We start from the raw sequence: 23,200 nt of genomic DNA, 5'->3' as shown, positions 1-23,200 counted from the left end.
CTCCAGCGTCAGCACTCAGCGCGGAACGCCGTTGAGCAACGTCACGGCCGTGCCGACCAGAGTGTGCCTGGCGCCCGTCACGCTGTCGGAATAGCTGGAGACCTTCAGCCCCACGATGGCATGAGCACCTCGGCTGGCCGGGACCTCATCGGTGGTGTAGATCGGGATCACCCCACCATCATCCTCGAACCCGAAACACCGGGACCGCACTCTTAGCCGGGTGCCATGCCAACCAGGCGGCTGAGGTCAACCCCCGTGCGTCCGCAGCCCCGTCCCACCCGCAGCGGACACCAAACAGCCCAACCGACGACCTCACAGCAACCCCTCTGCCCACAACGCCAAGGGCCGCGCGCCATCCCGAAGGGCGGCAGAGCCGTGGACGACAGTGGGAGATCTGGAGAGCTGTCGAAGACGAGGGTTAGCCTGACAGGGTGCACGACTCGCCGGCCCCTCCTGCGGATCTCGACCTGCGGCTGCTGCGGTGCTTCGTCGTCGTTGCCGAGCACCGCCATTTCGGCCGCGCCGCCGAGACCCTCCACACGACCCAGCCGTCGTTGAGCCGGCAGATCCGCCGCCTCGAGCAGCAGGTGGGCGCGCGCCTTCTCGATCGCGGCCGACGGGGCAGCCGCCTCACCGAGGCCGGGGAGGCCTTCCTGCCGCTCGCGGACGGGTTGCTGGGCGCGGCGGCCCGGGCCGCCGCGACCGCCCGGGCCGCCGCCCGGCCCAGCCGGATCACCATCGGCTACACCAGGGGTCTATACATCACCCCGGCGGTGCGCGAGTTGCGCCACCGCAATCCAGAGGCCGAGGTGCGCACCCTGAACGTGGACTGGAACGAGCCGGACAAGGCACTGCTCGATCACCGGGTGGACGCGGTCGTGGCCCGGCTGCCGTTCCCGACCGACCGGCTGCACGTCACGGTCCTGTACGACGAGCCTCGGTATCTCGTGGTCTCCCGCGACCACCGCCTGGCCGGCAAGGAAACGGTCACCCTCGACGACATCGCCGACGAGCCCGTGCCGCGGGTCCGGCAGTCCTCCCCGGTCTGGGGCGCCTTCTGGCGCATCGACCCGCGACCCGATGGACGGCCGGCCCCGGGCGGCCCGCTCGTCGAGGCCGTCGAGGACAAGTTCGAGGCCATCGCCGCCGGCGAGGCCGTGGGCATCCTGCCCAGCCGGCACGCCACCCGGCATCCCGACCTCACCACCATCGCCTTGGAGGGCGTCGAGCCGTGCCACGTCGCGCTCGCCACCCGCGCGGGCGACCGCAACCGGCTGGTGGCCGCCTTTCGCGACCACGCTCAGACCCACCTGACCGGCGCGGCCGATCAACGCCCCGACGACTGACGGGACGTCGGAGGGACCGGCCGGTGGGGATGCCCTCTCCGACGTGGTCCGCGAGACCGCCGGTGAGCCGCAGGCATACGCGATGCGTATCGCCGAATGCGGAACATTCATTGGATCTTCGGCGCCCGGCGGGGGCACGGTGGAAAGACCAGCCCGGACTTTCCATCCAACGCGCGTATCCGGAGATCGACATGACACGGTTGCAGGGGCGCCACGCTCTCGTCACAGGTGGTACCGGCGGGATCGGGCGGGCGATCGCCGAGGCGCTGGCGCGTGAGGGCGCGCTCACCGTCGTGACGGGCAGGGACGCCGTGCGCGGCGCCGAGGTCGTCGGCCGCATCCGCGAGCACGGCGGGCGCGCCGAGTTCGTCAAGGCCGACCTGTCCACCGGTGAGGCCGTCCGCGGCCTCGCCGATGACGCGCTGGCCGCGGCGGACGGCCGCATCGACATTCTGGTCAACAACGCCGCCCACATCCTGCCCGGGCAGTCGTTCCTGCAGGTGACCGAGGAGCAGATCGAGGCGGCCCTCGGTCTCAACGTCAGAGCTCCGTTCCTGCTCACCGCCGCCCTGGTGCCCGGCATGGTCGAACGCGGCGCCGGCGCGGTGGTCAACATCGGCTCGGTCAGCGGCGTCCACGGTAAGGAGGGCACCGCGCTCTACGGTGCGAGCAAGGCCGCCCTGCATTCCCTGACCAAGTCGTGGGCCGCAGAGCTCGGCCCCAGAGGCGTACGGGTCAACGCCGTCGTGCCGGGGCCGACCGCCACCGAATTGAACGCGGCGCAGATGCCGATGTGGGAAGAGATCACCGCGAGCAGCTACCCCGCCCGGCGTCCCGGCACCGCAGCCGAGATCGCGGCCGCCGTGGTCTTCCTCGCCGGTGACGGGGCGTCCTACGTTCACGGCGTGCTGCTCCCGGTCGACGGTGGTGCCCTGACCCGCTGAAGTCCGCACCCGAGCTCCGGAGACGCACACGGCAGAAACGGCCCGACCGGAGTTCCGGTCGGGCCGCATCTATGATCTCAGGTGGAGGTGGCGGGAATCGAACCCGCGTCCTTCGGTGAAGAGCTAGGGCTTCTCCGGGTGCAGCCTGCTTGGCGTTTTCTCAGTCCCGGCGCTCACGCAGGCGTGTCGCCGACGGGCTCAGTCGCTGTTTGTTTTCCCTACCAGCCCCGCGACCGGGTCGGTAGGTGGAGTCTCCTTACGATGCCAGACCCCGGTTCGGAGACGCTACCGGGCTGACAGAGTTCGCTCCTCGCTCAGGCGGCGAGGGCGAACTCGGACTGCTTCTTGTTGGCAGTTATTGGTTTGCTGTCACAGGATTAACGAGGTCACGACAGCAACCCTCGACCCGCTTCCCCTGGCTCGGACGACCGAAGTCGAAGCCGGTCACCCCCATGTTGAGTTGTCAAAGCGGTCGTCCGGGGACGTCCGCACCATGACGTTACAAGGATAACGCCCGCGGGGGCAACGTCATTCCCGGCCGGACGGGGCCCGTACATGCAGGAACCCCGGTGGCGCGAGTGTGTCGCGCCACCGGGGTCGACCGGCAGGGTCAGGCCGGTCCGGACGGCAGAGCCTCCCCCGAGACGAGGCTCTGGTCTCATCACTGCGACCGAGAGCCGCAACCCCCCAAGCGGTTTCTCAGTCACCCTGGAAGACGCAGCCCGGTGCCGGGTTGGTTGCGTCCCCCGGGTAAAGGCCTCCCAAAGTCCCTGCGGGGGCGGTCAGCCTGCGGTAGAGGCTCCCGTCTTGGCGCCCGTGGGCGTGCTCCTCAGGAACTTGGCGGCCACCTTGGACGCGGAGACGGGGCCCTCGATGGCGATGGCGAACGCCAGGTCGCCGTGGGCGCCGACGAACCAGGAGACCGTCTTGTTGCGGCCGCCCTCGGTGTACTGGGCGTAGGCGGCGGTGCCGTTGACCTCGCTCGTGACGTGGGCGTCTTGGGCGACGCCCCGGGAGACGGTGCGGGTCAGCACGTTCTTCAGGTCGGCGATGGCCTCCGACTGCGGGTTCTGCGGCGGGATGTCGGCGGGCTTGGCCGGGTCCTTGAGGACGTACGGGGAGCGCCAGGTGCCGGTCTGGGCGGTTCCCGCCACCAGGGCCATGGCGAGCGGGCTCACCTGGACGCCGTCGCCGACCATCGCGGCGGCCTTGGCTCCCTCGCTGTTCATCGGCGGCAGGGACCCGGTGAACGCGGGGGCGGAGGCGCCCCAGCCCCGGCCGATCCCGAGCTGCGCGGCCTCGGCCTGGAGGGCGCGCGCGTCGAGCTTGGTGCTCAGCTGGGCGAGCGCGGTCTTGCAGCCGAGGGCGAAATGGCTGGCGAAGGACGCGTCCGCGTGCGGCGTGCTGGTGAAGGTCTTCCCGCCGACGGTCACGTTGGCGGGGCACTTGGTCTTGGTGCTGCTGTTCATGCCCGCGCGGGCGAACAGCGCCTCGGCGCTCACGATCCCGAACGTCATGCCGGCCGGGTAGTGCGCCTCGAAGGCGCGGTTCTCGCCGCCGGTGCCGTGGTTGGAGACCGCCGCGACCTGCCCGGAGCTCGGGTGCAGCGCCACGAGCGACGCGGGGTAGGGCAGCCCCTTGAGCGCGCTGTCGGCCTTGCGCTGGACGCCGGGGTCCAGCGTGGTGGAGACCTCCTGCGGCGGCAGCCCGTCCCACGTCTTCAGCACCTGCGTGGACTTGCCGGAGGAGTCCTGGGCGACCACCTTGACGGTCGGCGTCCCGGCGAGCCGGCGCTGCTGCAGGAGCTGGAGGCCGCTGACGCCGATGGTGTCGCCCGGCTGGTAGGGGGCTCCGACCTGCTGGAGCAGGTCCGCGGTGGCCGGGCCGAGGCCGCCGACCAGTTCCGGCGCGTAGTTCGGCGCGCTCGGGGTCTCGATCGGATGGTTCTGCACGCCCGGGATCTGGATGAGCCGGTTGGCCAGCTGCCTCTGCTGCGGGTACCGCAGGGTCAGCAGCGACAGGAACTTCTGCGGCGGGGCGGAGTGCACCCGGCCGAGCAGCCGTTCGGAGTCCAGCCGCCGGCCGCCGTCGAACTTGGCGGCCTTGGTGAGCTGCTCGATGGTGCGCTGCGGGTCGGCGAGGTGGCCGGGGACGACCCCGATGTTGTAGGTGGGCACCTCGTGCAGCATGCTGCGGCCCGTGGTGTCCTTGATCATGGCGCGCCGCGGCACCTCGGACACCACCGCGAGGCGCTGGCCGGGGCCGAGCTGCGGGTTGATGATCGAGGGGTTCCAGACGACCTTCCACTTGCCGCCGACGCGGCGCAGGTGCATGTGGCCGAGGTACTCCCAGGGCTGGCCGTTCTCACCGAGGTCGATCTTGACCGAGAAGCGCGCGTCGGCGTCGTCGCCCTTCTTGGCGATCGACTTGACCTTGGCGTCCTCGACGCGGCCCTGGTCGCCGGACACGCCGAGCGACAGCCGCAGCGACGCCGCGTCCAGCTGGGCGCGGACGGCGCCGAGCGCGGAGGCGACCGCCTTCTGGTCGGTGCCGGTGGTCTTCTTCGCGGCGGCCGGGTAGTTGCCGACCTGCCAGGCGATCAGGAAGTCGCGGACGGCGGGCATCGCGGACGGCTCCGCCCAGCAGCCCGTCGTCATCGTCCCGACGAGGGCGCCGCAGACCGCCAGCGAGACGGCGCGGCGCCGGGCCGTGCGGCTCCCGCGCGGGAGCCGCCGCGGCGTGCGGGCGGATCGGCCTCGGTTGCTCTTCGACACCCTCACCGTCTCCTGAACCGGGCGGCCGCCGCCTTCTGCATCTCCCGGTCGGCTTCCCGCTTGGCGATGGCCTGGCGCTTGTCGTAGGCCTTCTTACCACGGGCCAGGCCGATCTCGACCTTGGCCCTGCCGTCCTTGAAGTACAGCGACAGCGGGATCAGCGTCCAGCCGGGCTCGGACGACTTGGCGATGATCTTCTGGATCTCGCGCCGGTTCAGCAGCAGCTTGCGGCGGCGGCGCGGCGCGTGGTTGGTCCAGGTGCCCTGCGTGTACTCGGGGATGTGCACGTGCTCCAGCCACACCTCGCCGTCCATCACGTGGGCGTAGCCGTCGGCGAGGGAGGCGCGGCCGGCGCGCAGCGCCTTGACCTCGGTGCCCATCAGCACCATGCCCGCCTCCCACGTGTCGTCGATGTGGTAGTCGTAGCGGGCACGCTTGTTCTGGGCGATGAGCTTGCGCCCTGTGTCGCGTGGCACTGTGATCAGTCCTTGTCCGGCGTCGTCGCGAGCAGGCCGCGCAGCACGCTCCGGCCGCGCTGCTCGGCCACTGAGGGAGGGCGGTCGGCGGAGACCGCCACGTCGGGCTCGATCCCGACCCCGTCGAGGTTACGGCCGCCCGGGGTGCGGTAGCGACCCACGGTCAGCTCGATCGCCGACCCGTCGGAGAGCCGGACGGACTCCTGCACCGAGCCCTTCCCGTACGTACGCGATCCTATGATCACCGCGCGGTCCCGGTCGCGCAGGGACCCGGCGACCACCTCGGCGGCGCTGGCGGTCCCGGCGTCGACCAGCACGACGAGCGGGGTCCGCGCGTCCCCCGGCGCGGTCACGGTGCGGCGCTGGGCGGGCCGGCCGCGCGGTTCGTAGGTCACGACGAGCCCGCCGGACAGGAACGCCGACGCGGTCTCGACCGCCTCGTCGAGCAGGCCGCCGGGGTCGCCGCGCAGGTCGAGCATGATCCCGCCGGACGGGGCGCCGGACGGCGACCGTCCGGTCACCGCGTCGCGGACCTGCCGCCCGGTGCCGCGGGTGAACGCGCCGACCCGGATCAGCCGGACGTGTCCTGGCAGATCGGTCACGGTGACGTCGCCTCCGGAGACGGGGGTGCGGACGAGATGGAACTCCTCTGTCCGACGTCCGCGCAGCACCGTGAGTTCGACCGCCGCGCCGGGACGTCCCCGCAGCGCCCGGCCGACCCGTGTCACGTCCCAGCCGGCCGCGGAGCTCCCGCCGACGCGGGTGACCACGTCGCCGGCCAGGACCCCGGCGCGGGCGGCGGGGGTGCCCGGCTGGACGCTCGCGACCCGCACCCGGGGGTCGCCGTCGGCGCTACCGAGCCACAGCCCGACGCCGCTGTAGCGGCCGTTCAGCCGGCCCTCCATGTCGTCGTACCTGGCGGCCGGGTAGTAGCGGGCCCACCTGTCGCCGAGGCCGCGGAGCATGCCCTCGATGGCGGCGCGGTCGAGCTCGCCGCGGCCGACCGGGCGCGCGGCCCGGCCGCCGATCTTCGCGGCGGCCTCGTCCAGCACCGACCCGCCCGCGGCGGCCCGCCGGTCCGGGCGGCCCTCGCCGCTCAGCACCCCGAGCCCGTAGGCGCACAGGATCGCGGTGGCGACGGCGGCGCCGCGCAGCAGGCGGCCTGGGACGGACATGTCGGCCAGTGTAAAACCGCGGACGCCCGGCCCCGCCGGACTTGCGGCGGTCCGCTAGATCTTCAGATATCTGCGCAGCGTCAGGAACGAGGACGCGGCGCAGAGCAGCACGCCGAAGCAGATCGACACGATGATCACCATGATCACCTGGAACCAGCCGAGCTGGCTGACCAGCTGCACCGTCCCCGCCAGCCGGTCGATCAGCAGTTTCTTGCTGACCACCAGCAGCACCGAGGCGAACAGCCCGCCGATCAGTCCCGCGATCGCGCCCTCCAGGATGAAGGGCAACTGGATATAGGTGTTCGACGCGCCGACCAGCCGCATGATCCCGGTCTCCCGGCGCCGGTTGAACGCCGACAGCCGGACCGTGTTCCCGACCAGCAGCACCGACGCGATCACCTGGATCAGCGCGATGCCCAGTGCCGCCGCCTGCAGGCCGTTGAGGATCTTGAAGAACTTCTTCAGGATCTGCTGCTCGTTGATCACCGTGTCGACGCCGGGTCTCCCCAGCATCGCCTGCGCGACCGGTTTGTACTCCTCGGGGTTCTTCAGCTTCACCCGGAACGAGTCGGGGATGTCGCCCTCACGGGTGCTCTGCACGAACCCGGGCGAGCCGGAGAAGCGGTCCTTGAACCGGGAGTACGCCTGCTGCTTGGTCTCGTACTGGACGTCGGAGACGTTCGCCATCTTCTGCAGCTGCTGCTTGATCGACTCGCGCTGCGTGTCGGTGACGTCCTGCTTCTGGCAGTTGGCGTTGGAACTGGTCTTCGCGCACAGGAAGATCGAGACCTCGATCTTGTCGTACCAGTAGTCCTTGGACGCGGCCACCTGCTGGCGCAGCAGCAGTCCGGTGCCGAAGAGCGCCATGGCGATGGCGACGGTGATGACCAAGGAGATCGTCATCGTCAGGTTCCGGCGGAGACCGATCCAGATCTCCTGCATAACGAACTGTACGCGCATGCCTCGCTGTCCTTGATCGCCTGTGTCCCGCCGCCGGCACGGGCGCCGTGGTGCGGCCCCGGACGGGCGTTTCCCTGCCTCTGCCCGAGTCGTACGCCCGGTGGGATTCGTCGGTTCAAATGGAGCCGCCGCTGGAGGGGCCCGCGGCGGTGGCCCTTCGGGCCGTGGTCGGTGGGGGCTCGTGCCGCCCGGTCCTTCCGGACCGGGTCAGTGTCGCCCGGGAGGAGCGGCCTCCCTCACCCCCGGGGCCGGCTTCGCCGGAATCAATACGCCTGCCCGTACACGCCGCGGGACTGGTCGCGCACGACCCGCCCGTCCTCCAGTTCGACGACGCGCTTGCGGAACGCGTCGACGATGGCGGCGTCGTGCGTGGCCATGACGACGGTGGTGCCGGTCCGGTTGATCCGGTCCAGCACCTTCATGATGCCGATCGAGGTCGCGGGGTCGATGTTCCCCGTCGGCTCGTCCGCCAGCAGGATCATCGGCCGGTTGACGAACGCCCGCGCGATCGCGACGCGCTGCTGCTCGCCGCCGGACAGCTCGTCCGGCATCCGGTGGGCCTTGCCCTCCAGGCCGACCAGGTCGATGACCTCGGGGACGACCTTGCCGATGAACCGCCGCGGCTTGCCGATCACCTCGAGGGCGAACGCGACGTTCTCGAAGACGTTCTTGTTGGGGAGCAGCCGGAAGTCCTGGAAGACGCAGCCGATCCTGCGGCGCAGGTGCGGCACCTTCCAGTTGCTCAGACGGCTCAGGTCCTTGCCCGCCACGTGCACGTGACCCTGGGACGGGCGCTCCTCCTTGAGGACGAGGCGCAGGAAGGTCGACTTCCCGGACCCGGACGGGCCCACCAGGAACAGGAACTCGCCCTTCTCGATGCCGACGTTCACATGCTGGAGAGCGGGGCGGTTCTGGCTCGGGTAGACCTTGGTGACGTTGTCGAAATTGATCACGGCTGCATCACGGCGGTTCAGTCTAGGGGTTGGGGAGCGGCCCGGCCGGTGACCGCGGACCGGCCGTCCGCGCTCGGTGGCTCGTGCCGCCCGGCTCCGCGACCAGGGGGGCCGTGGAACCTTCGAGCAGTGTAGAGGGGACAGTCAACTACCTCGTCCCGCTCCGTGGGGTGGGAACGCCCGGGGCCCGCCGCGTTCAACGGCGTGTCGCGCGCGGACGGGACGACGGCGCGGGCGGTGCCGCGCAGGGCCCCGACCTGTCCGTGCTGTGTCATGTACCGTCTCCCGACGTCCGGCCGTTTCATGCCGTCAAGCTCCCGGACTTGCCGGAACGACCATACAGTCCGGCTACGCTGGATGATGGCGAAAGATACCTAATAGGTCGACGATCGACGTTATCCCCGCACGGAGCCGCGTACCGTTCACGGAGACGTGCCGTTCACGGAGATTGGGGCCCACGACATGAGCTGCGAACATCTCATCTGCGCTCAGTGCTCGAATCCGGTGGTCGAGGGACGCTGCCCCACCTGCCGCGCCGCGCGCGCCGAACTGCACGACCACGGGCCGTCGGTGCCGCCCGCCGTCGTGCTGGCCGTCCTCGTGGGCCTGCTCTTCGCGGCCCTGGTCCTGCAGCGCGTCTACGGCTGAGGGAGGAACCCGCCCGGGAGAGGCCGCGTCAGGGCTTCTTGATCGGCGGGGTGGCGGCCTTGGAGACCGCGCCGTCGTCCGCCACGAGCCCGGCCTTCTGCTGCGGCTTGCCCTTCTTGGCGCGCGGCGGGTCGTAGGCCGCGAACTGGAGCGTCGCCGTGGTGTCGATCTCCTGGCCCTCCACGGTGCCGTCCAGCAGGTGCTCGGCCTCCTTGGGGATCTCCGGCTTCACGGACGGCCCCTGGCCGACGAGCGCCTCGTTGCGGAACAGCGAGTACAGGACCAGCCCCCCGCCGTTCTTCGTCCGCAGCCCGAAATAGGGATAAGGCGTGGCGGTGTAGACGACGGTGAGGGTGAGGTCCTTGTCCTTGGCCTTCTTCTTGGCGCGCTTGGCCTGCTGGTAGTAGCCGGATGTGAGCGGGCCGGTCTCCATCACCTTGGCGGCCACGCTGCCGGCGCCCTCGGCGGCCATGGTCGCCTGGATCCCGCCGACGTCGCGCGGACGGATCAGCACCTTCGAGTCGTCCGAGCCCAGCGCGGTCGCGTAGCCGTCCGCGTCCACCTCGATCTTCGGCAGTTCGGCCTTGGGCGCGAGCATCGTCGCCAGCGTCAGATGCCAGTCGTCGGACGGGCCGCGCAGGATGAACCCCATCAGCGCGGTCTCCTTGCTCTTCTTCTCGCCCGGGACGGACCGGTCCACGGACGCGACGAACCACTGCGGGTACGCGTCGTCCTTCAGCTTCGGCACGTACAGCTTCGGCTTGCCGTAGGAGAAGCGGCGCACCGGGTCGCCGTCGAAGGCCGCCTTGCGGAACTCGGCGGCGGTGAGCAGGGACTGCCCGTCCGATGTCCAGGTCAGCGCCAGCCGCTCGTCGGCGGCGGCGCGCGCCACGTCCTCGTCGGTGATGTAAGTCTGGAACGCCTTGCGCGCGACGTCCGGGGTCAGCGCCACCGGCTGCGGCGGGGCCGTCGTGGGCATCGTCGGGGTGGGGCGGGCCTCTTGTTTATCTTTGCCGTCGGCGCAGCCCGCGGCCGTGAGCGGCGGCACAAGCAGCATGGCGGCCGCCACCACCCGCGCGATCTTCCGCAACGACCCGCTCCCCCGGCACCGATGTCCGCCGGTCGTGCACGACCGGCCTTCCGGCCCGTGATTCTGCCATCCACAGGCCGGCGCCGGGCGTCCGGGCACTGCCTGCGCGGCGATAAGCTCGGAACGTGGCAGGCATCGAACCGGAAGAGCAGCTCAAGGAGCTCGGCTCGACCCTCGCGGGCATCGAGCAGGTCCTGGATCTCGACGGCATGCGGCGGGACATCGCCGAGCTGCGCGAGCAGTCGGCCGACCCCGGCCTGTGGGACGACCAGGAACGCGCCCAGTCCGTGACGCGCCAGCTGTCGTACCTGGAGAGCGAGCTCGGCCGGGTCGAGGGGCTGCGGCAGCGGCTGGACGACGCCGCCACCCTGTACGAGATGGCGCAGGAGATGGACGACGCCGACACCCGTACGGAGGCCGACGAGGAGCTGGCGGCGCTGCACAAGGCGATCCAGCAGCTCGAGGTCCGCACCCTGATGTCGGGCGAGTACGACGCCCGGGAGGCGCTGGTCACCATCAACGCCCAGGCCGGCGGCGTGGACGCGGCCGACTGGGCGCAGCAGCTCCAGCGTATGTACCTGCGCTGGGCCGAGCGGCACGGCTACCCCACGGAGATCTACGAGACGTCCTTCGCCGAAGAGGCGGGGATCAAGTCGACGACGTTCACCGTGAAGGCGCCCTACGCCTACGGGACGCTGCGCGGCGAGCACGGCACGCACCGGCTGGTGCGCATCTCCCCGTTCGACAACGCGGCCCGCCGGCAGACCTCGTTCGCGGGCCTGGACGTCGTGCCGGTGGTGGAGCAGAGCGACCACGTCGACATCGACGAGAGCGAACTGCGGGTGGACGTGTACCGCTCGTCCGGCCCCGGCGGCCAGGGCGTCAACACCACCGACTCGGCGGTGCGGATCACCCACATCCCGACCGGGATCGTGGTGTCCTGCCAGAACGAGCGCAGCCAGCTGCAGAACAAGGCCACGGCGATGAACGTGCTGCAGGCCAAGCTGCTGGAGCGCAAGCGGCAGGAGGAGGCGGACAAGATGTCCGCACTGCGCGGTGAGGGCACCAGCAGCTGGGGCACGCAGATCCGCAACTACGTGCTGCACCCGTACCAAATCGTCAAGGACCTGCGCACCGGCGTGGAGGTCGGCAACCCGACCTCGGTGCTGGACGGCGACATCGACGAGTTCATCGAGGCCGAGATCCGCTGGATGCGCCAGCAGGAGACCTCCGCCTCCTGATCGGTTTCGCGGCGTGCACCTGGCCTCGGGGTGAGGTCGCCGTGCGACTTTCCGCATTCAGGGAGTGACTGCTCGGTCACTCTGCGAGTATCTCCCGTGGACCGGATCACCGACTCCACCACGGGGGGCTGCATGCCCGCACGCATCGTCACGTCCACGGCCCTGTCGGCCGCCCTGCCGGCCTGCCTGCTGGCCGGCGCCGCGCTGGCCGCGGCCGGGTGCGACGACAACACCTCGTCGGCCGGCGTGGGCCCGCCGGCGCTGACCAAGCAGCAGGCCGGGCAGGTGCTGGCCGCCTACGCCACCGCGGTGAACCGCGCGGGCAAGCGGCTGGACGGCAAGGCGCTGCCCGGCATCGAGGCCGATCCGCAGCTGTCCATGGACGATGCCGCCCTGAAGCTGCGGCGCGTCATCAGGCAACGGCCGCCCGCGATGAAGTTCGCGCACACGACGTTCTACGTCCCGCGGCTGCACGGGTACCCGCACTGGTTCGCCGCCGACTCGATCACCGGCAAGGGGAAGCAGACGCTGCGGCACGCGCTGCTGTTCACGCAGGCCAAGGCGGGGGCGCCGTGGCTGCTGGCCGCCGACCCCTACCCGACGGACGCGGCGCTGAGCAGGGTGGCGCTCGACCCGGACGGGTACGCGACGCCGGTGGACGCCGGCGACAAGGGCCTGCCCGTCGCGCCCGGCAAGCTGCCCGCCGCGCACGCCGCGCTGCTGACCGGCGGCCCGTCCGCCTCGGGGGCGTCCGCGCTCGCGAAGGGGCCGAAGACCACCGAGACCTACGCCGCCCTGAAGCAGGGCGAGCAGGCGCTGGCGAAGCGGGGCGTCACGCTGACCTCGAAGTTCTCGGCCGCGCCGTACACGGTGTACGCGCTGCGCACCAAGGACCGCGGCGCGCTGGTCTGGTACGTCGTGAAGCAGAACGAGGCGTATTCCGCCGCGAAACGGGGCACGCTGGCAGTGAGCGGTGATCTCACCGGGCTCGCCCCGGCGGCGTCCGCCAGGACGCACATGGACACGACCGTCCTGGTGCAGTACCTGGCCACCGTTCCGCCCAAGGGCCGCGCGGCGGTCACCGGCATGTACCGCAAGGCGATCTCCGCCCACGGTTCCTGATCTCCGTCGGGTGCCGGGCCGTCCCGCTCTTCTCGACCGCTGCAGTGGGACGGACCCGGCATCCGACGGGCTTGCCGCGGTCTCGGCGGGTGCCCCCGCCGGGGCACCGCGTTCTTCTACACTGGCGCGACATACTCGACATTTCGTCCGCCGAGGTGGGAAGTGCGCCGAGCGCCTCGCATGGCCCTGGCCGTGGTCCTGGCCGCCTCCGCCGTCCTCGCCTCGGCCTGCTCCGGCGGCGACGCGGCCGGCGGGACGGCCTCGAGAACGCCTACCGGGTCACCGGCCGTCGGCGCCGGCGAGTCGCTGGCGGTGCTGCGCGACTGGACGGACCGGCACAACAAGGCCATCACGTCCGGCGACGAGAAGCTCTGGCGCGACACCGTGACGGGCGCCCTCGCCGCGCCGGTGACGGCCCGCGTCCACACCTACGGCAGGCTGCCGGAGTCCGCGACGATCTCCCTGGCGAACCCGGTGCTGTACGTGCCGCGCCGGCCGGACTACCCGAAATGGTTCGGGATGGCCGCGCTGGAACGCTCGGACGGCAAGGACCAGCAGGTCCTCGGCGTGTTCGTGAAGACCGGCGCGAAGGACGACTGGCGCGCGGCGCACTGGCTCACCTTCCAGGGCGGCGCCCCCGACCTCGCCTACGACGCCGAGGGCTACGCGATCCCCGCCCCCGACCGGGGCCTGCCCGCCGCGCACGCGAACTACCTGGCCAAGGGCGACGCCGGCGGGCTGGTCCCCGACACCTTCTCGGCGAACGCCCGCACGGGCGAGCAGGGCGACTGGAAGGTCGAGCCGGGCGCGTTCAAGCCCGGCCCCGGCCCGTCCTACGCCCTGCGCACCAGCGACGGCGGCTCCCTCGTCTGGTACGGGCTGACGCAGGACGCGACGCTCACCGGCGGCACGGAGCGGGGCCTGCCCACCGAGGTCCGCGACTTCCTCGCCAAGGACGACCGCAAGCCCGGCAGGACCGTCCACGTGTCGTGGCAGTGGCTCGCCATCGGCTACGCCCCGCCGTCCGGCAGGGGCCGCGTCCTCGGCGAGTCCGTCTCCCTGACCACCGCCCGCTGACCTGCGGCGTGTCGCCCTTCACAGGGACGACACGCCGCAAGCGAACGCCGTTCGGCAGCCGGTCAGGCTTCGGTGGAGGGGAGGGAGCTGGCGGTGACCAGGGTGCGGATCGAGCCGAGCGCCACCGACAGCGTCGCGAGGTCGAAGCTGTCGCTCTCCCAGATCTCGCTGAGCGTCTGCTGGGCGCGCTGCACCGCGGTCTTGTTCTTCTCCGCCCAGTGCGCCATCCGCACCTCGGGCTGCCCGCCCGGCTCGCTCGTCACCAGGACGTCGCGGGTGAGGGCGGCGTGCGCGGCGTACAGGTCGTCGCGGAGCGCCGAGCGGGCCATGGACCGCCACCGGTCGTCGCGCGGCAGCGCCACGACCCGGTCGCGCAGCCGGGCCAGCTGCAGCCGGTCGGCGAGGTCGAAGTAGACCTCGGCGACCTCCTCCACCGGACGTCCCGACTCGTGCGCGATGCCGACGAGGTCGAACGTCGAGTACGCGGTGACCAGCATCGCGCACTGCTCGGCCAGCTCGTCGGGCACGCCGCGCTCGGCGAAGCCGTCCCGGCGCTGCTCGAACGCCTGCAGGTCCAAGCCGACCAGCAGCTTCGGCAACTGCGAGGTGAGCGTGGCGGCGCCGGCGGCGAAGAAGTCGATCGTCTCGCGGATGTCGAACGGGGGCCGCCGGTTGTGCAGCAGCCAGCGGGCGCCGCGCTCGGTCAGCTTGCGCGCCTCCAGCAGCATCGCGATCTGCGTGGACTCCGCGACCTGGTGCGACAGCCGCTCCACCGACCGCCAGAACCGCGGCATCGCGAACACCTCGCGGGCCACCAGGTAGGCGCGGGCGATGTCCGACGACGACGCCCCGGTCTCCTCGTTCATCCGGAACACGAACGTGGTGCCGCTGTTGTTGACCAGGTCGTTCACCACCGCGGTGGTGATGATCTCGCGGCGCAGCGGGTGCCGGTCCATGTAGGTCCGGAACCGCTCGCGCAGCGGCGTCGGGAAGTACTCGACCAGCCAGGACGCCAGGGAGGGGTCGTCCGGCAGGTCGGAGGCGACGATCTCGTGGTCCAGGGTGAGCTTGGAGTAGGCGAGCAGCACCGAGAACTCGGGGCTGGTGAGCCCGAGCCCGGACTGCCGCCGCTCGGCGATGGCCTTGTCGTCCGGCAGGAACTCCAGGCGCCGCTTCAGCCGCCCGTCCCGCTCCAGCTTGCGCATGTACCGGGCGTGGACGTGCAGCATCGCGGGCGCCTGCGCGCGGGACGCGGCGAGCACCACGTTCTGCGCGTAGTTGTCGGGCAGCACCAGCCGCGCGACCTCGTCGGTCATCTCGTAGAGCAGGGTGTCGCGCTGCTTGCGGGTCAGCTCGCCGTCCCGCACGACCTGGTCGAGCAGGATCTTGATGTTGACCTCGTGGTCGGAGGTGTCGACGCCGGCGGAGTTGTCGATGAAGTCGGTGTTCACCAGCCCGCCGGTGCGCGCGCACTCGATCCGGCCGAGCTGGGTCATGCCGAGGTTGCCGCCCTCGCCGACGACCTTGCAGCGCAGCTCGTCGCCGTTCACCCGCACCAGGTCGTTGGCCTTGTCGCCGACGTCGGCGTTGTTCTCCACCGACGCCTTGACGTAGGTGCCGATGCCGCCGTTCCACAGCAGGTCGACCGGCGCCTTCAACGCCGCGTTGATCAGCTCGTACGGCGCCATGGCCTTCACCGAGGCGTCGAGGCCGAGCGCCGCCCGCACCTGCGGGGTGATCCGGATCGACTTGGCGGTGCGCGGGTGCACGCCGCCGCCCCTGGAGATCAGCGAGGTGTCGTAGTCGGCCCAGGTGCTGCGCGGCAGCTCGAACATCCGGCGCCGCTCGGCGAACGAGGCCGCCGGGTCGGGGTCGGGGTCGAGGAAGATGTGCCGGTGGTCGAACGCGCAGACCAGCTTGATGTGCTCCGACAGCAGCATCCCGTTGCCGAACACGTCGCCGGACATGTCGCCGATGCCGACGACGGTGAAGTCCTCCCGCTGGACGTCCTTGCCGAGCGAGCGGAAGTGGTACTTCACCGACTCCCACGCGCCGCGCGCGGTGATGCCCATCGCCTTGTGGTCGTAGCCGACGGACCCGCCGGACGCGAACGCGTCGCCGAGCCAGAACCCGTACTCGGCGGCGACGCCGTTGGCGATGTCGGAGAACGTCGCGGTGCCCTTGTCGGCGGCGACGACCAGGTAGGTGTCGTCGCCGTCGTGGCGGACCACGTTCGGCGGCGGGACGACCTTGCCGTCCACCAGGTTGTCGGTGACGTCGAGGAGCCCGGAGATGAAGTCCTTGTAGCAGGCGATGCCGGCCTGCTGCCAGGCCTCGCGGTCGACGGCCGGGTCGGGCAGCTGCTTGCCGACGAACCCGCCCTTCGCGCCCGCCGGGACGATCACGGTGTTCTTCACCGCCTGCGCCTTGACCAGGCCGAGGATCTCGGTGCGGAAGTCCTCGCGCCGGTCCGACCAGCGCAGCCCGCCGCGCGCGACGGACCCGAACCGCAGGTGCACGCCCTCGACCTTCGGCGAGTACACGAAGATCTCGTAGGTGGGGCGCGGCTGCGGCAGGTCCGGGATGCCGTCCGGGTCGAACTTCATCGACAGGTAGGGCTTGTGCTGGTAGTGGTTCGTCCGCAGCGTCGCCTGGACGAGCGCGAGGTAGGCGCGCAGGATGCGGTCCTCGTCGAGGCTCGCGACCTCATCCAGCATCCCGTTCAGTTCCTCGATGATGGCGAGGCTGCGCTCCTCCTCGCCGCCCGCCAGCGCCGGGTCGAGGCGGCTCTCCCACAGCCGCACCAGCAGCCGGGTGATGGCGGCGTTGCGCAGCAGCACCTGCTCGATGTACCGCTTGGAGAACGTCGTCCCCGTCTGCCGCAGGTACAGGGCGTAGGCGCGCAGGATCATCGCCTGCCACCAGTTCAGCCCGACGTGCAGGACGAGCGCGTTGAACCCGTCGTTCTCGATCCGGCCCTGCCACAGCGCGGTGAAGGCTTCCTGGAACAGGCCCTTGATGGCCTCCTCCGCGACGTCCCCCGGCGGCGCGTACCGCAGCCCCAGGTCGTAGACCCAGTACCGCTGCCCGTCGGAGGTGTTGACCTCGTACGGGCGCTCGTCGACGACCTCGACGCCCATGTTCTGCAGCAGCGGCAGCACCCGCGACAGCGAGATCGGCTCGCCCAGCCGGTAGATCTTCAGCCGCCGCTCGCCGGGCTCGGCGCTGAACGGCTCGTACAGGTTGATCGAAGTGTCGTTGTCGTCGGTGAGGTCGTCGAGGAAGCGCAGGTCGGCGACCGCGGTGCGGGCCGGGAAGTCGGCCTTGTAGCCGTCGGGGAAGGCGTCGCCGTAGCGGCGGGCGAGCGTCCCGGACCGCTCCTCGCCGCACTGCTCCACGATCGCGTCGGCGAGGTCGTCCTCCCAGGAGCGGGTCGCCGCCGCGAGCCGTCCCTCCAGGCCGTCCACGTCCACGTCGGGCAGCGGACGGCCCCGCTCGCCGCGCACCACCACGTGCAGGCGCGCCAGCAGCGACTCCGTCACGTTCGCGCTGTAGTCGACGCTGACGCCCTCGAACGCCCTGCGAAGGATCTCCTGGATGCGCAGCCGGATCTTGGTGGTGTAGCGGTCCCGGGGGAGGTACACCATGCACGACATGAACCGGCCGTACAGGTCCTTGCGCAGGAACAGCTTCAGCTGGCGGCGCTCGCGCAGCCGCAGCACGCCCAGCGAGATCCTCAGCAGGTCGTCGACGGAGATCTGGAACAGCTCGTCGCGCGGGTAGCTCTCCAGGATCTCGATGAGGTCCTGGCCGTCGTAGCTGTCCGGGGTGAACCCGGCGCGCTCCAGCACCTCGTCGAGCTTGCGCTTCAGGACGGGCACGTGCGCGATCGACTCGCTGTAGGCGACGTGCGTGAACAGGCCGAGGAAGCGGCGCTCGCCGACGACCTCGCCGCGCTCGTCGAACTTCTTGACGCCGATGTAGTCCAGGTACAGGCCGCGGTGGACGGTGGAACGCGAGTTCGCCTTCGTCAGGATCAGCAGCCGCCGCTCGGTGGCCTTCTCGCGCACCTCCGGCGGCAGCGCCGCAAAGCTGTCGGACTCCCGCTTGTCGTTGCGCAGGATGCCGAGCCCGGTGCCGGGTTCGGGGCGCAGGCCGAGATTGCTGCGGTCCTCCACGTCGCTGCCCGCGACCCGCCCGTCCTCCACCAGCGTGTAGTCGCGGTAGCCGAGGAAGGTGAAGTGGCCGTCGGCCAGCCACTCCAGCAGCTCGACGCCCTCGGCGAGCTCCTTGTCCGGCAGCGGCGGCGCCGCGTCCCGGATGGCGGCGGCGATCTCCACCGCCCGCGCCCGCATCTTCGGCTCGTCCTCGACCGCGACCCGCACGTCGTGCAGCACGCGGACCAGGTCCTTCTCCAGCCGCTCCAGCATCGCCCGGTCGCTGGTACGGTCCACCTCGATGTGGATCCACGACTCGTCGATGTCGGACGGGCTGTCGTGCTTGCCGCGGAACGCCCGCAGATGTCCCGCGACGTCGCGGTCGACCCCGAGCAGCGGGTGCACGATCAGGTGGGTGGCGAGCTGGTGCCGGGTCAGCTCCATCGTGACCGAGTCGACCAGGAACGGCATGTCGTCGGTGACGACCTGCACGACCGTGTGGCCGGGGTCCCAGCCGTACTCCTCGATCGTCGGCGTGAACACCCGGACCTTCGCGCGCCCCTGCGGCCGCTCCTCGCCGAGCGCCCGGTGCGCCATGGCGGGGCCGCAGATGTCGGCGGGATCGCGGGCGAGCAGGTCCTCCGGCGCGACGTGGCGGTAGTAGAGCCGGAGATAGGCGGCGGACTCCTCGACGTCCCCCGCCGAACGCGCCCCCGGCCGCTGGGCGCACGTCTCGGCCGCCCTCCGGAGCAGATCGTCCTTCGCCTGATCGAGCTTGCCGCCCATCACCAACAACTCTCCCCTAGAGACACTTCGCCACCTCGTTGTGGCGCCGCTCACTTGCGCCAGCGTAGACCAGGAAATCCCCCAAAGCCGACCTGCCAGTCCGCCAGGTCAGCATGGCTTTGCCCACCTTGCCAGGCGGTGCGGCGCCTCCGCCCGGTGATCGCCGAAGTCCGCGCGGGACCGGGCGCACCGGACGCGCGACGGTGGCCGGCACGCCCGCCGGACGCCGGTTCCGGCGCCGGTGCGGGGCGTCCACCGGCGGTTCCGGTGACGCGCCCCGGGATCAGCCGCTCGGCGTCGCCGACGGGGTCGGGGGCGGTTCCTCGGTGGGGGTGGTCGTCGGCGGGTCGGGGGTCTCGGTGGTGTGGGTGGGCACCGGGTCGTCCGGGGTCGACGGCGTCACCGACGGCGTGTCGGTCGGGGCCGGGCTGTCGGTCGCCGACTCGCCCACCGTGGGCGACGGGCTGTAGGGCGGTTCGGTCGCCTGCCGCGTCGGCGCCTGCGAGGCCGGCGCCGACATGCTGGGCATCGTGTCGGACGGCTGCGGCGCCCGGCTCGGGTCGCCGACCTTCTCCCCCGCCTTGCCCTTGCCGCCGGAGCCCAGCGCGAGCACCGCGGACACCACGACGATCGCCACGAACAGCGCGGCGGCGCCCGCCAGCACGGCCGACCGGCTCGACCCGGCGAGCGAACGGCGCAGCGCGGCGATGCCTCCACCGCCCGCGCCCGCGCCGACGCCGGGGGCGCGGTCGGGCGGCAGGGTGTCGGCCACGTTCTCGGCGGCCCACTCGGCGGGCGTCGGCAGCAGCCGGGGCTCGGTACCGGACGGGTCGGCCGCGTGCCAGCCTCCGGGCTCCGCTCCCGGGTCCGACTCGTAGGCGGCGGGCTCGTAGGCGTCGTCGTCCGCCTGTGCGGGCTCGAAGTCCTCGTCGCCGATCTCGGCGGCCAGCACCGAGCCGGCCTCGAGCATGGCGGTCTCGTCGGTGTTGCCGATCGGAACCGGCTCGACGGGCGCCTCCTCGTGTCCCAGCAGCCGCATCAGCACCTGGCGGGCCGGCGGGCGGCGCGCCGGGTCCTTCTCCAGGCAGTCGGCCACCAGGGCGCGCAGCGGGCCGCTCAGGTCGCCGAGGTCCGGCTCCTCGTGCAGGATCCGGTTGATGACGGCGGGGATGGTGTCCTGGCCGAACGGCGGCTCGCCGGTCGCCGCGAACACCAGGGTGGCGGCCCAGCAGAACACGTCCGCCGCGGTGCCCACGTCGTCGCCGCTGATCTGCTCGGGCGCCATGTACGAGGGGGTGCCGATCACGCGGCTGGTCAGCGTGGTGCCGCCGCTGATCGCCCGGGCCACGCCGAAGTCGATCACGCGCGGGCCGTCCGGGCCGATCAGCACGTTGTGCGGCTTGAAGTCGCGGTGGATGATCTTGGCCTGGTGGATCGCGGACAGCGCGGTCGCGGTGCCCACCGCGAGCCGGTCGAGCCCGGCGCCGCGCACCGGTCCGTCCTGCGTGACCAGCTGGTTCAGCGACGGGCCCGGCACGTACTCGCTGACGATGTAGGGCAGGTCGCCGTCGACGTCGGCGTCCAGCACCTGCGCGGTGCAGAACGGCGCGACCCGCTTGGCCACCTCCAGCTCGCGCAGGAAGCGCGCGCGGGCCTTGTCGTCGGAGGTCAGCTCGGCGTGCAGCAGCTTGATGGCGACCTGCCGGCCGTCCTCGTCGGCACCGAGGAACACCGCGCCCTGCCCGCCCTCGCCCACCCGGCCGACCAGGGCGTAGCGGCCAAGCCGCTCCGGGTCCCCGGACCGCAGCGCCCCAACCTCCATGCGTGGAACCGTCCCTCTCTCGTCGACGGGCCGAACGGACCACGGGCCGAATTCTCGCAGACCAGCGCTCCGACAGTGAGACGCGCGAGGCCGTTGGGAAGTTCACCCGGCCATGCGACCTTACGGCGCGATCTGACCCGCTGCTTCCGATCAGACGCATATGGGCCGAGCGACCACCTTAATGCCCGCGCGCCCCGGGCGACACCGGGTCGACACGGTCGGCGCGGAACGTTCCGGACACGTCCCCGTCAGGGCGTGAAGTGCGTGAGCACTTCGGGGTTGGCCATGGCGCCGCGGTTGGCCGCCTGGTCCACCGGAGTGCCCTGAAGGATCTTGCGGACGGGGACCTCCAGCTTCTTACCCGACAGCGTCCGGGGGATGCCCGGGACGGCGGTGATCTCGTCCGGGACGTGCCGCGGCGACAGCGCCGAGCGGATCTCGCGCTTGAGCCGGGCCGTGAGGTCATCGGTCAGCGACGCGCCCTCGGCGAGTTGCACGTACAGCAGCAGGCGACCTTCCTGGCCGAGCCGCCCGGTGTCGATGACGAGGCTGTCGGTGATCTCGTCGAACGCCTCGACGACGCGGTAGAAGTCGGACGTCCCCATCCGGACCCCGCCGCGGTTGAGAGTGGAGTCGGAACGGCCGTAGATGACGCAGCCGCCGTCCGGGAGGATCTTGATCCAGTCGCCGTGCCGCCACACGCCCGGGTACATGTCGAAGTAGGACTCGCGGTAGCGGTCGCCGCTGTCGTCGTTCCAGAAGAACACCGGCATGGACGGCATCGGCTCGGTGATGACCAGCTCGCCGACCTCGTCCACGACCGGCTTGCCGTCGTCCCCGAAGGCCTCCACCTTGGCGCCGAGCCCGCGGCACTGGATGACGCCCGCGCGCAGCGGCAGCAGCGGCGACGGCCCGACGAACCCGGTGCACAGGTCGGTTCCGCCGGAGAAGGACCCGAGCAGGAGGTCCTTGCCGACCTCCTCGTACACCCACGCGAACCCTTCGGGCGGCAGCGGAGAGCCGGTGGAACCGATGCCGCGCAGTGCCGACAGGTCGAATTCGCGTCCGGGGTGGCGTCCGTCCTTCGCGGACGCGGTGATGTAGGGCGCGCCCACACCCATGTAGGTGACGCTGCTTTCGGCGGCCAGCTTCCACAGGTCGAGCGGTGCGCCGTCGTACATGACGATGGTGGCGCCCACCTGAAGGCCGCCGATGAGGTAGTTCCACATCATCCAGCCGGTGGTGGTGAACCAGAAGAAGACATCTCCCGGGCCTACGTCCTGATGGAACGACAGGGCCTTGAGATGCTCCAGCACCACCCCGCCATGCCCGTGCACGATCGGCTTGGGCAGCCCCGTGGTGCCCGACGAGTAGACCACCCACAGCGGATGGTCGAACGGGACGTCCTCGAACTCGATGGTGTCGTGGTCGGTGCGCGGAAGGTCGCCGTAGTGCATGCCGACGCGCAGGCCCTCCGGCGTGGCCGCCGGGTCGAGGTACGGGATCAGCACCGTCGCCGCCAGCGTCGGCAGCGCCGCCTCGATCTCGCCGACGATCTCCCGCCGGTCGAACGTCCTGCCGTTGTAGGCGTAGCCGTCCACAGCGATCAGGACCTTCGGCTCGATCTGCGCGAACCGGTCGATCACCGAAGAGGACCCGAAGTCCGGCGAGCACGACGACCAGATGGCGCCCAGGGACGCCGTCGCCAGGAAGCAGATCAGCGCCTCGGGAATGTTCGGGACGTACGCCACGACCCGATCGCCCTTGCCGACGCCCAGGTCGGCCAGACCCTCCCGCACCTCCGCGACGTGCAGGAACAGCTCACGGTAGGACAGCACCCGGTGCCCGCCGGCCTCCGACCGGAACACCACCGCGGTCTCGTCCGGCGTCTCCTCCGCACGGCGCAGCGCGTTCGCGGCGTAGTTCAGGGTCGCACCGGGAAACCAGCGCAGACCGTCCACCGGTGTGGGCCCGCCCTCGCGGACGGGACCGTCCCCGCGCTCCCCCACCACGTCGAAGTACGACCAGATCGCGTCCCAGAAGGCGTCCACCTCGGTGACGGACCAGCGCCACAGGTCGTCATAGGACTCAACGCGCACGCCCCGGTCCCACAGCCAGTGGATGAAGCGGGTCACCCGCGCGTTCGCGACGACCTCCTCCGACGGCTCCCACAGCGCCGCTCCCTCGGAGACCTCGTGATCACGCGACATCGCTCTCCCTCCCCGCCGCGCCGGCGCGCGACCCTCCCAATATCGGCCTCGCCGCCCGGCCCGCGCAACTTCCCCCGATCATGCGCGCGCTGCCCCCGCCCAACGTCCCACCGCAGGTCACAGGCGTTAGACCGCAGCAATCCGCGACCACCACACATCAGAACGCCCGACCATCCCCATCCCCCACACACCGGGTTTTCCACAGAACGCCATTCCACTTCCAACACCCCACCCACAGCCCCAAAACTGAGAGCACGACAGAAGGGGACGACGGATGACCAAGACCAACCAGCCACGACGGCACCACGATGCCGAAAGGCGGCGCCACAGGGTCGGCACCGGAGCGGCACGAGGCGCGCCACAAGAGCAACCCGGCGGCACCACGGGAGCGGCGCGGGGGACGCCAGGGCGCCGGTGAG

The 23,200-nt window shown here is 71.2% G+C and carries 16 protein-coding genes and 1 other RNA gene; 6 read left to right on the top strand and 11 right to left on the bottom strand.

Translation table 11 applies throughout. The features are described from left to right. Positions 1-15 precede the first annotated feature (15 nt). The gene (locus ABD296_RS17450; protein ID WP_344267745.1) at positions 16-171 is read right to left on the bottom strand and encodes a hypothetical protein; all 156 of its coding nucleotides are present in this window, start codon (positions 169-171) and stop codon (positions 16-18) included. Positions 172-431: 260 nt separating this feature from the next. Between ABD296_RS17450 and ABD296_RS17445 the strand changes: the two genes are divergently transcribed. Next, positions 432-1,346 carry a LysR family transcriptional regulator gene (locus tag ABD296_RS17445; protein WP_344267743.1) on the top strand — a complete coding sequence of 305 codons (915 nt, stop codon included), beginning with the start codon at positions 432-434 and terminating at the stop codon, positions 1,344-1,346. Positions 1,347-1,537: 191 nt separating this feature from the next. Beyond that, complete coding sequence (locus ABD296_RS17440; RefSeq protein WP_344267741.1) at positions 1,538-2,290, top strand: SDR family NAD(P)-dependent oxidoreductase; 753 nt, start codon at positions 1,538-1,540, stop codon at positions 2,288-2,290. A gap of 79 nt (positions 2,291-2,369) precedes the next feature. On the opposite strand, the gene ssrA is transcribed toward ABD296_RS17440, so the two are convergent. From ssrA to ftsE, 6 genes are all read right to left on the bottom strand, one after another. Further along, positions 2,370-2,742, bottom strand: a transfer-messenger RNA (tmRNA) gene (gene ssrA / locus ABD296_RS17435). Positions 2,743-3,072: 330 nt separating this feature from the next. Continuing rightward, complete coding sequence (locus tag ABD296_RS17430) at positions 3,073-5,064, bottom strand: penicillin-binding transpeptidase domain-containing protein (RefSeq protein WP_344267739.1); 1,992 nt, start codon at positions 5,062-5,064, stop codon at positions 3,073-3,075. A gap of 2 nt (positions 5,065-5,066) precedes the next feature. Continuing rightward, positions 5,067-5,540 carry an SsrA-binding protein SmpB gene (gene smpB / locus ABD296_RS17425; RefSeq protein WP_344267737.1) on the bottom strand — a complete coding sequence of 158 codons (474 nt, stop codon included), beginning with the start codon at positions 5,538-5,540 and terminating at the stop codon, positions 5,067-5,069. 5 nt (positions 5,541-5,545) lie between these two features. Then, positions 5,546-6,715 carry a S41 family peptidase gene (locus tag ABD296_RS17420; RefSeq protein WP_344267735.1) on the bottom strand — a complete coding sequence of 390 codons (1,170 nt, stop codon included), beginning with the start codon at positions 6,713-6,715 and terminating at the stop codon, positions 5,546-5,548. Between the two features lie 54 nt (positions 6,716-6,769). Then, positions 6,770-7,675, bottom strand: coding sequence for a permease-like cell division protein FtsX (gene ftsX, locus ABD296_RS17415; protein ID WP_344267733.1), 906 nt, complete (start codon positions 7,673-7,675; stop codon positions 6,770-6,772). A 263-nt stretch (positions 7,676-7,938) separates the two neighbouring features. Then, positions 7,939-8,628: a cell division ATP-binding protein FtsE gene (gene ftsE / locus ABD296_RS17410; protein ID WP_285911146.1), complete on the bottom strand. Its 690-nt coding sequence runs from the start codon at positions 8,626-8,628 to the stop codon at positions 7,939-7,941. A gap of 462 nt (positions 8,629-9,090) precedes the next feature. On the opposite strand from ftsE, the gene ABD296_RS17405 reads away from it, so the two are divergent. Continuing rightward, on the top strand, positions 9,091-9,276 hold the full coding sequence (locus ABD296_RS17405) for a hypothetical protein (protein ID WP_344267729.1): 186 nt from the start codon (positions 9,091-9,093) through the stop codon (positions 9,274-9,276). 28 nt (positions 9,277-9,304) lie between these two features. On the opposite strand, the gene ABD296_RS17400 is transcribed toward ABD296_RS17405, so the two are convergent. Then, a complete protein-coding gene (locus ABD296_RS17400; RefSeq protein WP_344267727.1) occupies positions 9,305-10,366 on the bottom strand; it encodes a hypothetical protein in 1,062 nt (353 codons plus the stop codon). A 125-nt stretch (positions 10,367-10,491) separates the two neighbouring features. Between ABD296_RS17400 and prfB the strand changes: the two genes are divergently transcribed. The 3 genes from prfB to ABD296_RS17385 all read left to right on the top strand — a co-directional run bounded on the left by prfB (position 10,492) and on the right by ABD296_RS17385 (position 13,806). Beyond that, entirely contained in the window at positions 10,492-11,607 is a 1,116-nt protein-coding gene (prfB, locus tag ABD296_RS17395; protein WP_344267725.1) for a peptide chain release factor 2, read from the top strand. Positions 11,608-11,739: 132 nt separating this feature from the next. Further along, positions 11,740-12,729 carry a hypothetical protein gene (locus ABD296_RS17390; protein WP_344267723.1) on the top strand — a complete coding sequence of 330 codons (990 nt, stop codon included), beginning with the start codon at positions 11,740-11,742 and terminating at the stop codon, positions 12,727-12,729. 180 nt (positions 12,730-12,909) lie between these two features. Next, positions 12,910-13,806, top strand: coding sequence for a hypothetical protein (locus tag ABD296_RS17385; RefSeq protein WP_344267721.1), 897 nt, complete (start codon positions 12,910-12,912; stop codon positions 13,804-13,806). 62 nt (positions 13,807-13,868) lie between these two features. Here ABD296_RS17385 and ABD296_RS17380 read toward each other — a convergent pair whose 3' ends face one another. The 3 genes from ABD296_RS17380 to ABD296_RS17370 form a co-directional block, all read right to left on the bottom strand. Next, positions 13,869-18,749, bottom strand: a complete 4,881-nt coding sequence (locus ABD296_RS17380; RefSeq protein ID WP_344267719.1) for an NAD-glutamate dehydrogenase — start codon at positions 18,747-18,749, stop codon at positions 13,869-13,871. Between the two features lie 283 nt (positions 18,750-19,032). Then, entirely contained in the window at positions 19,033-20,571 is a 1,539-nt protein-coding gene (locus ABD296_RS17375; protein WP_344267717.1) for a serine/threonine-protein kinase, read from the bottom strand. A gap of 248 nt (positions 20,572-20,819) precedes the next feature. Beyond that, positions 20,820-22,781 carry an acetoacetate--CoA ligase gene (locus tag ABD296_RS17370; RefSeq protein WP_344267715.1) on the bottom strand — a complete coding sequence of 654 codons (1,962 nt, stop codon included), beginning with the start codon at positions 22,779-22,781 and terminating at the stop codon, positions 20,820-20,822. Positions 22,782-23,200: the final 419 nt, after the last annotated feature.

The sequence above is a fragment of the Actinomadura napierensis genome (assembly GCF_039529375.1).
Lineage (GTDB): Bacteria > Actinomycetota > Actinomycetes > Streptosporangiales > Streptosporangiaceae > Spirillospora > Spirillospora napierensis.
This window is presented reverse-complemented; position numbering and strand designations above follow the sequence as displayed.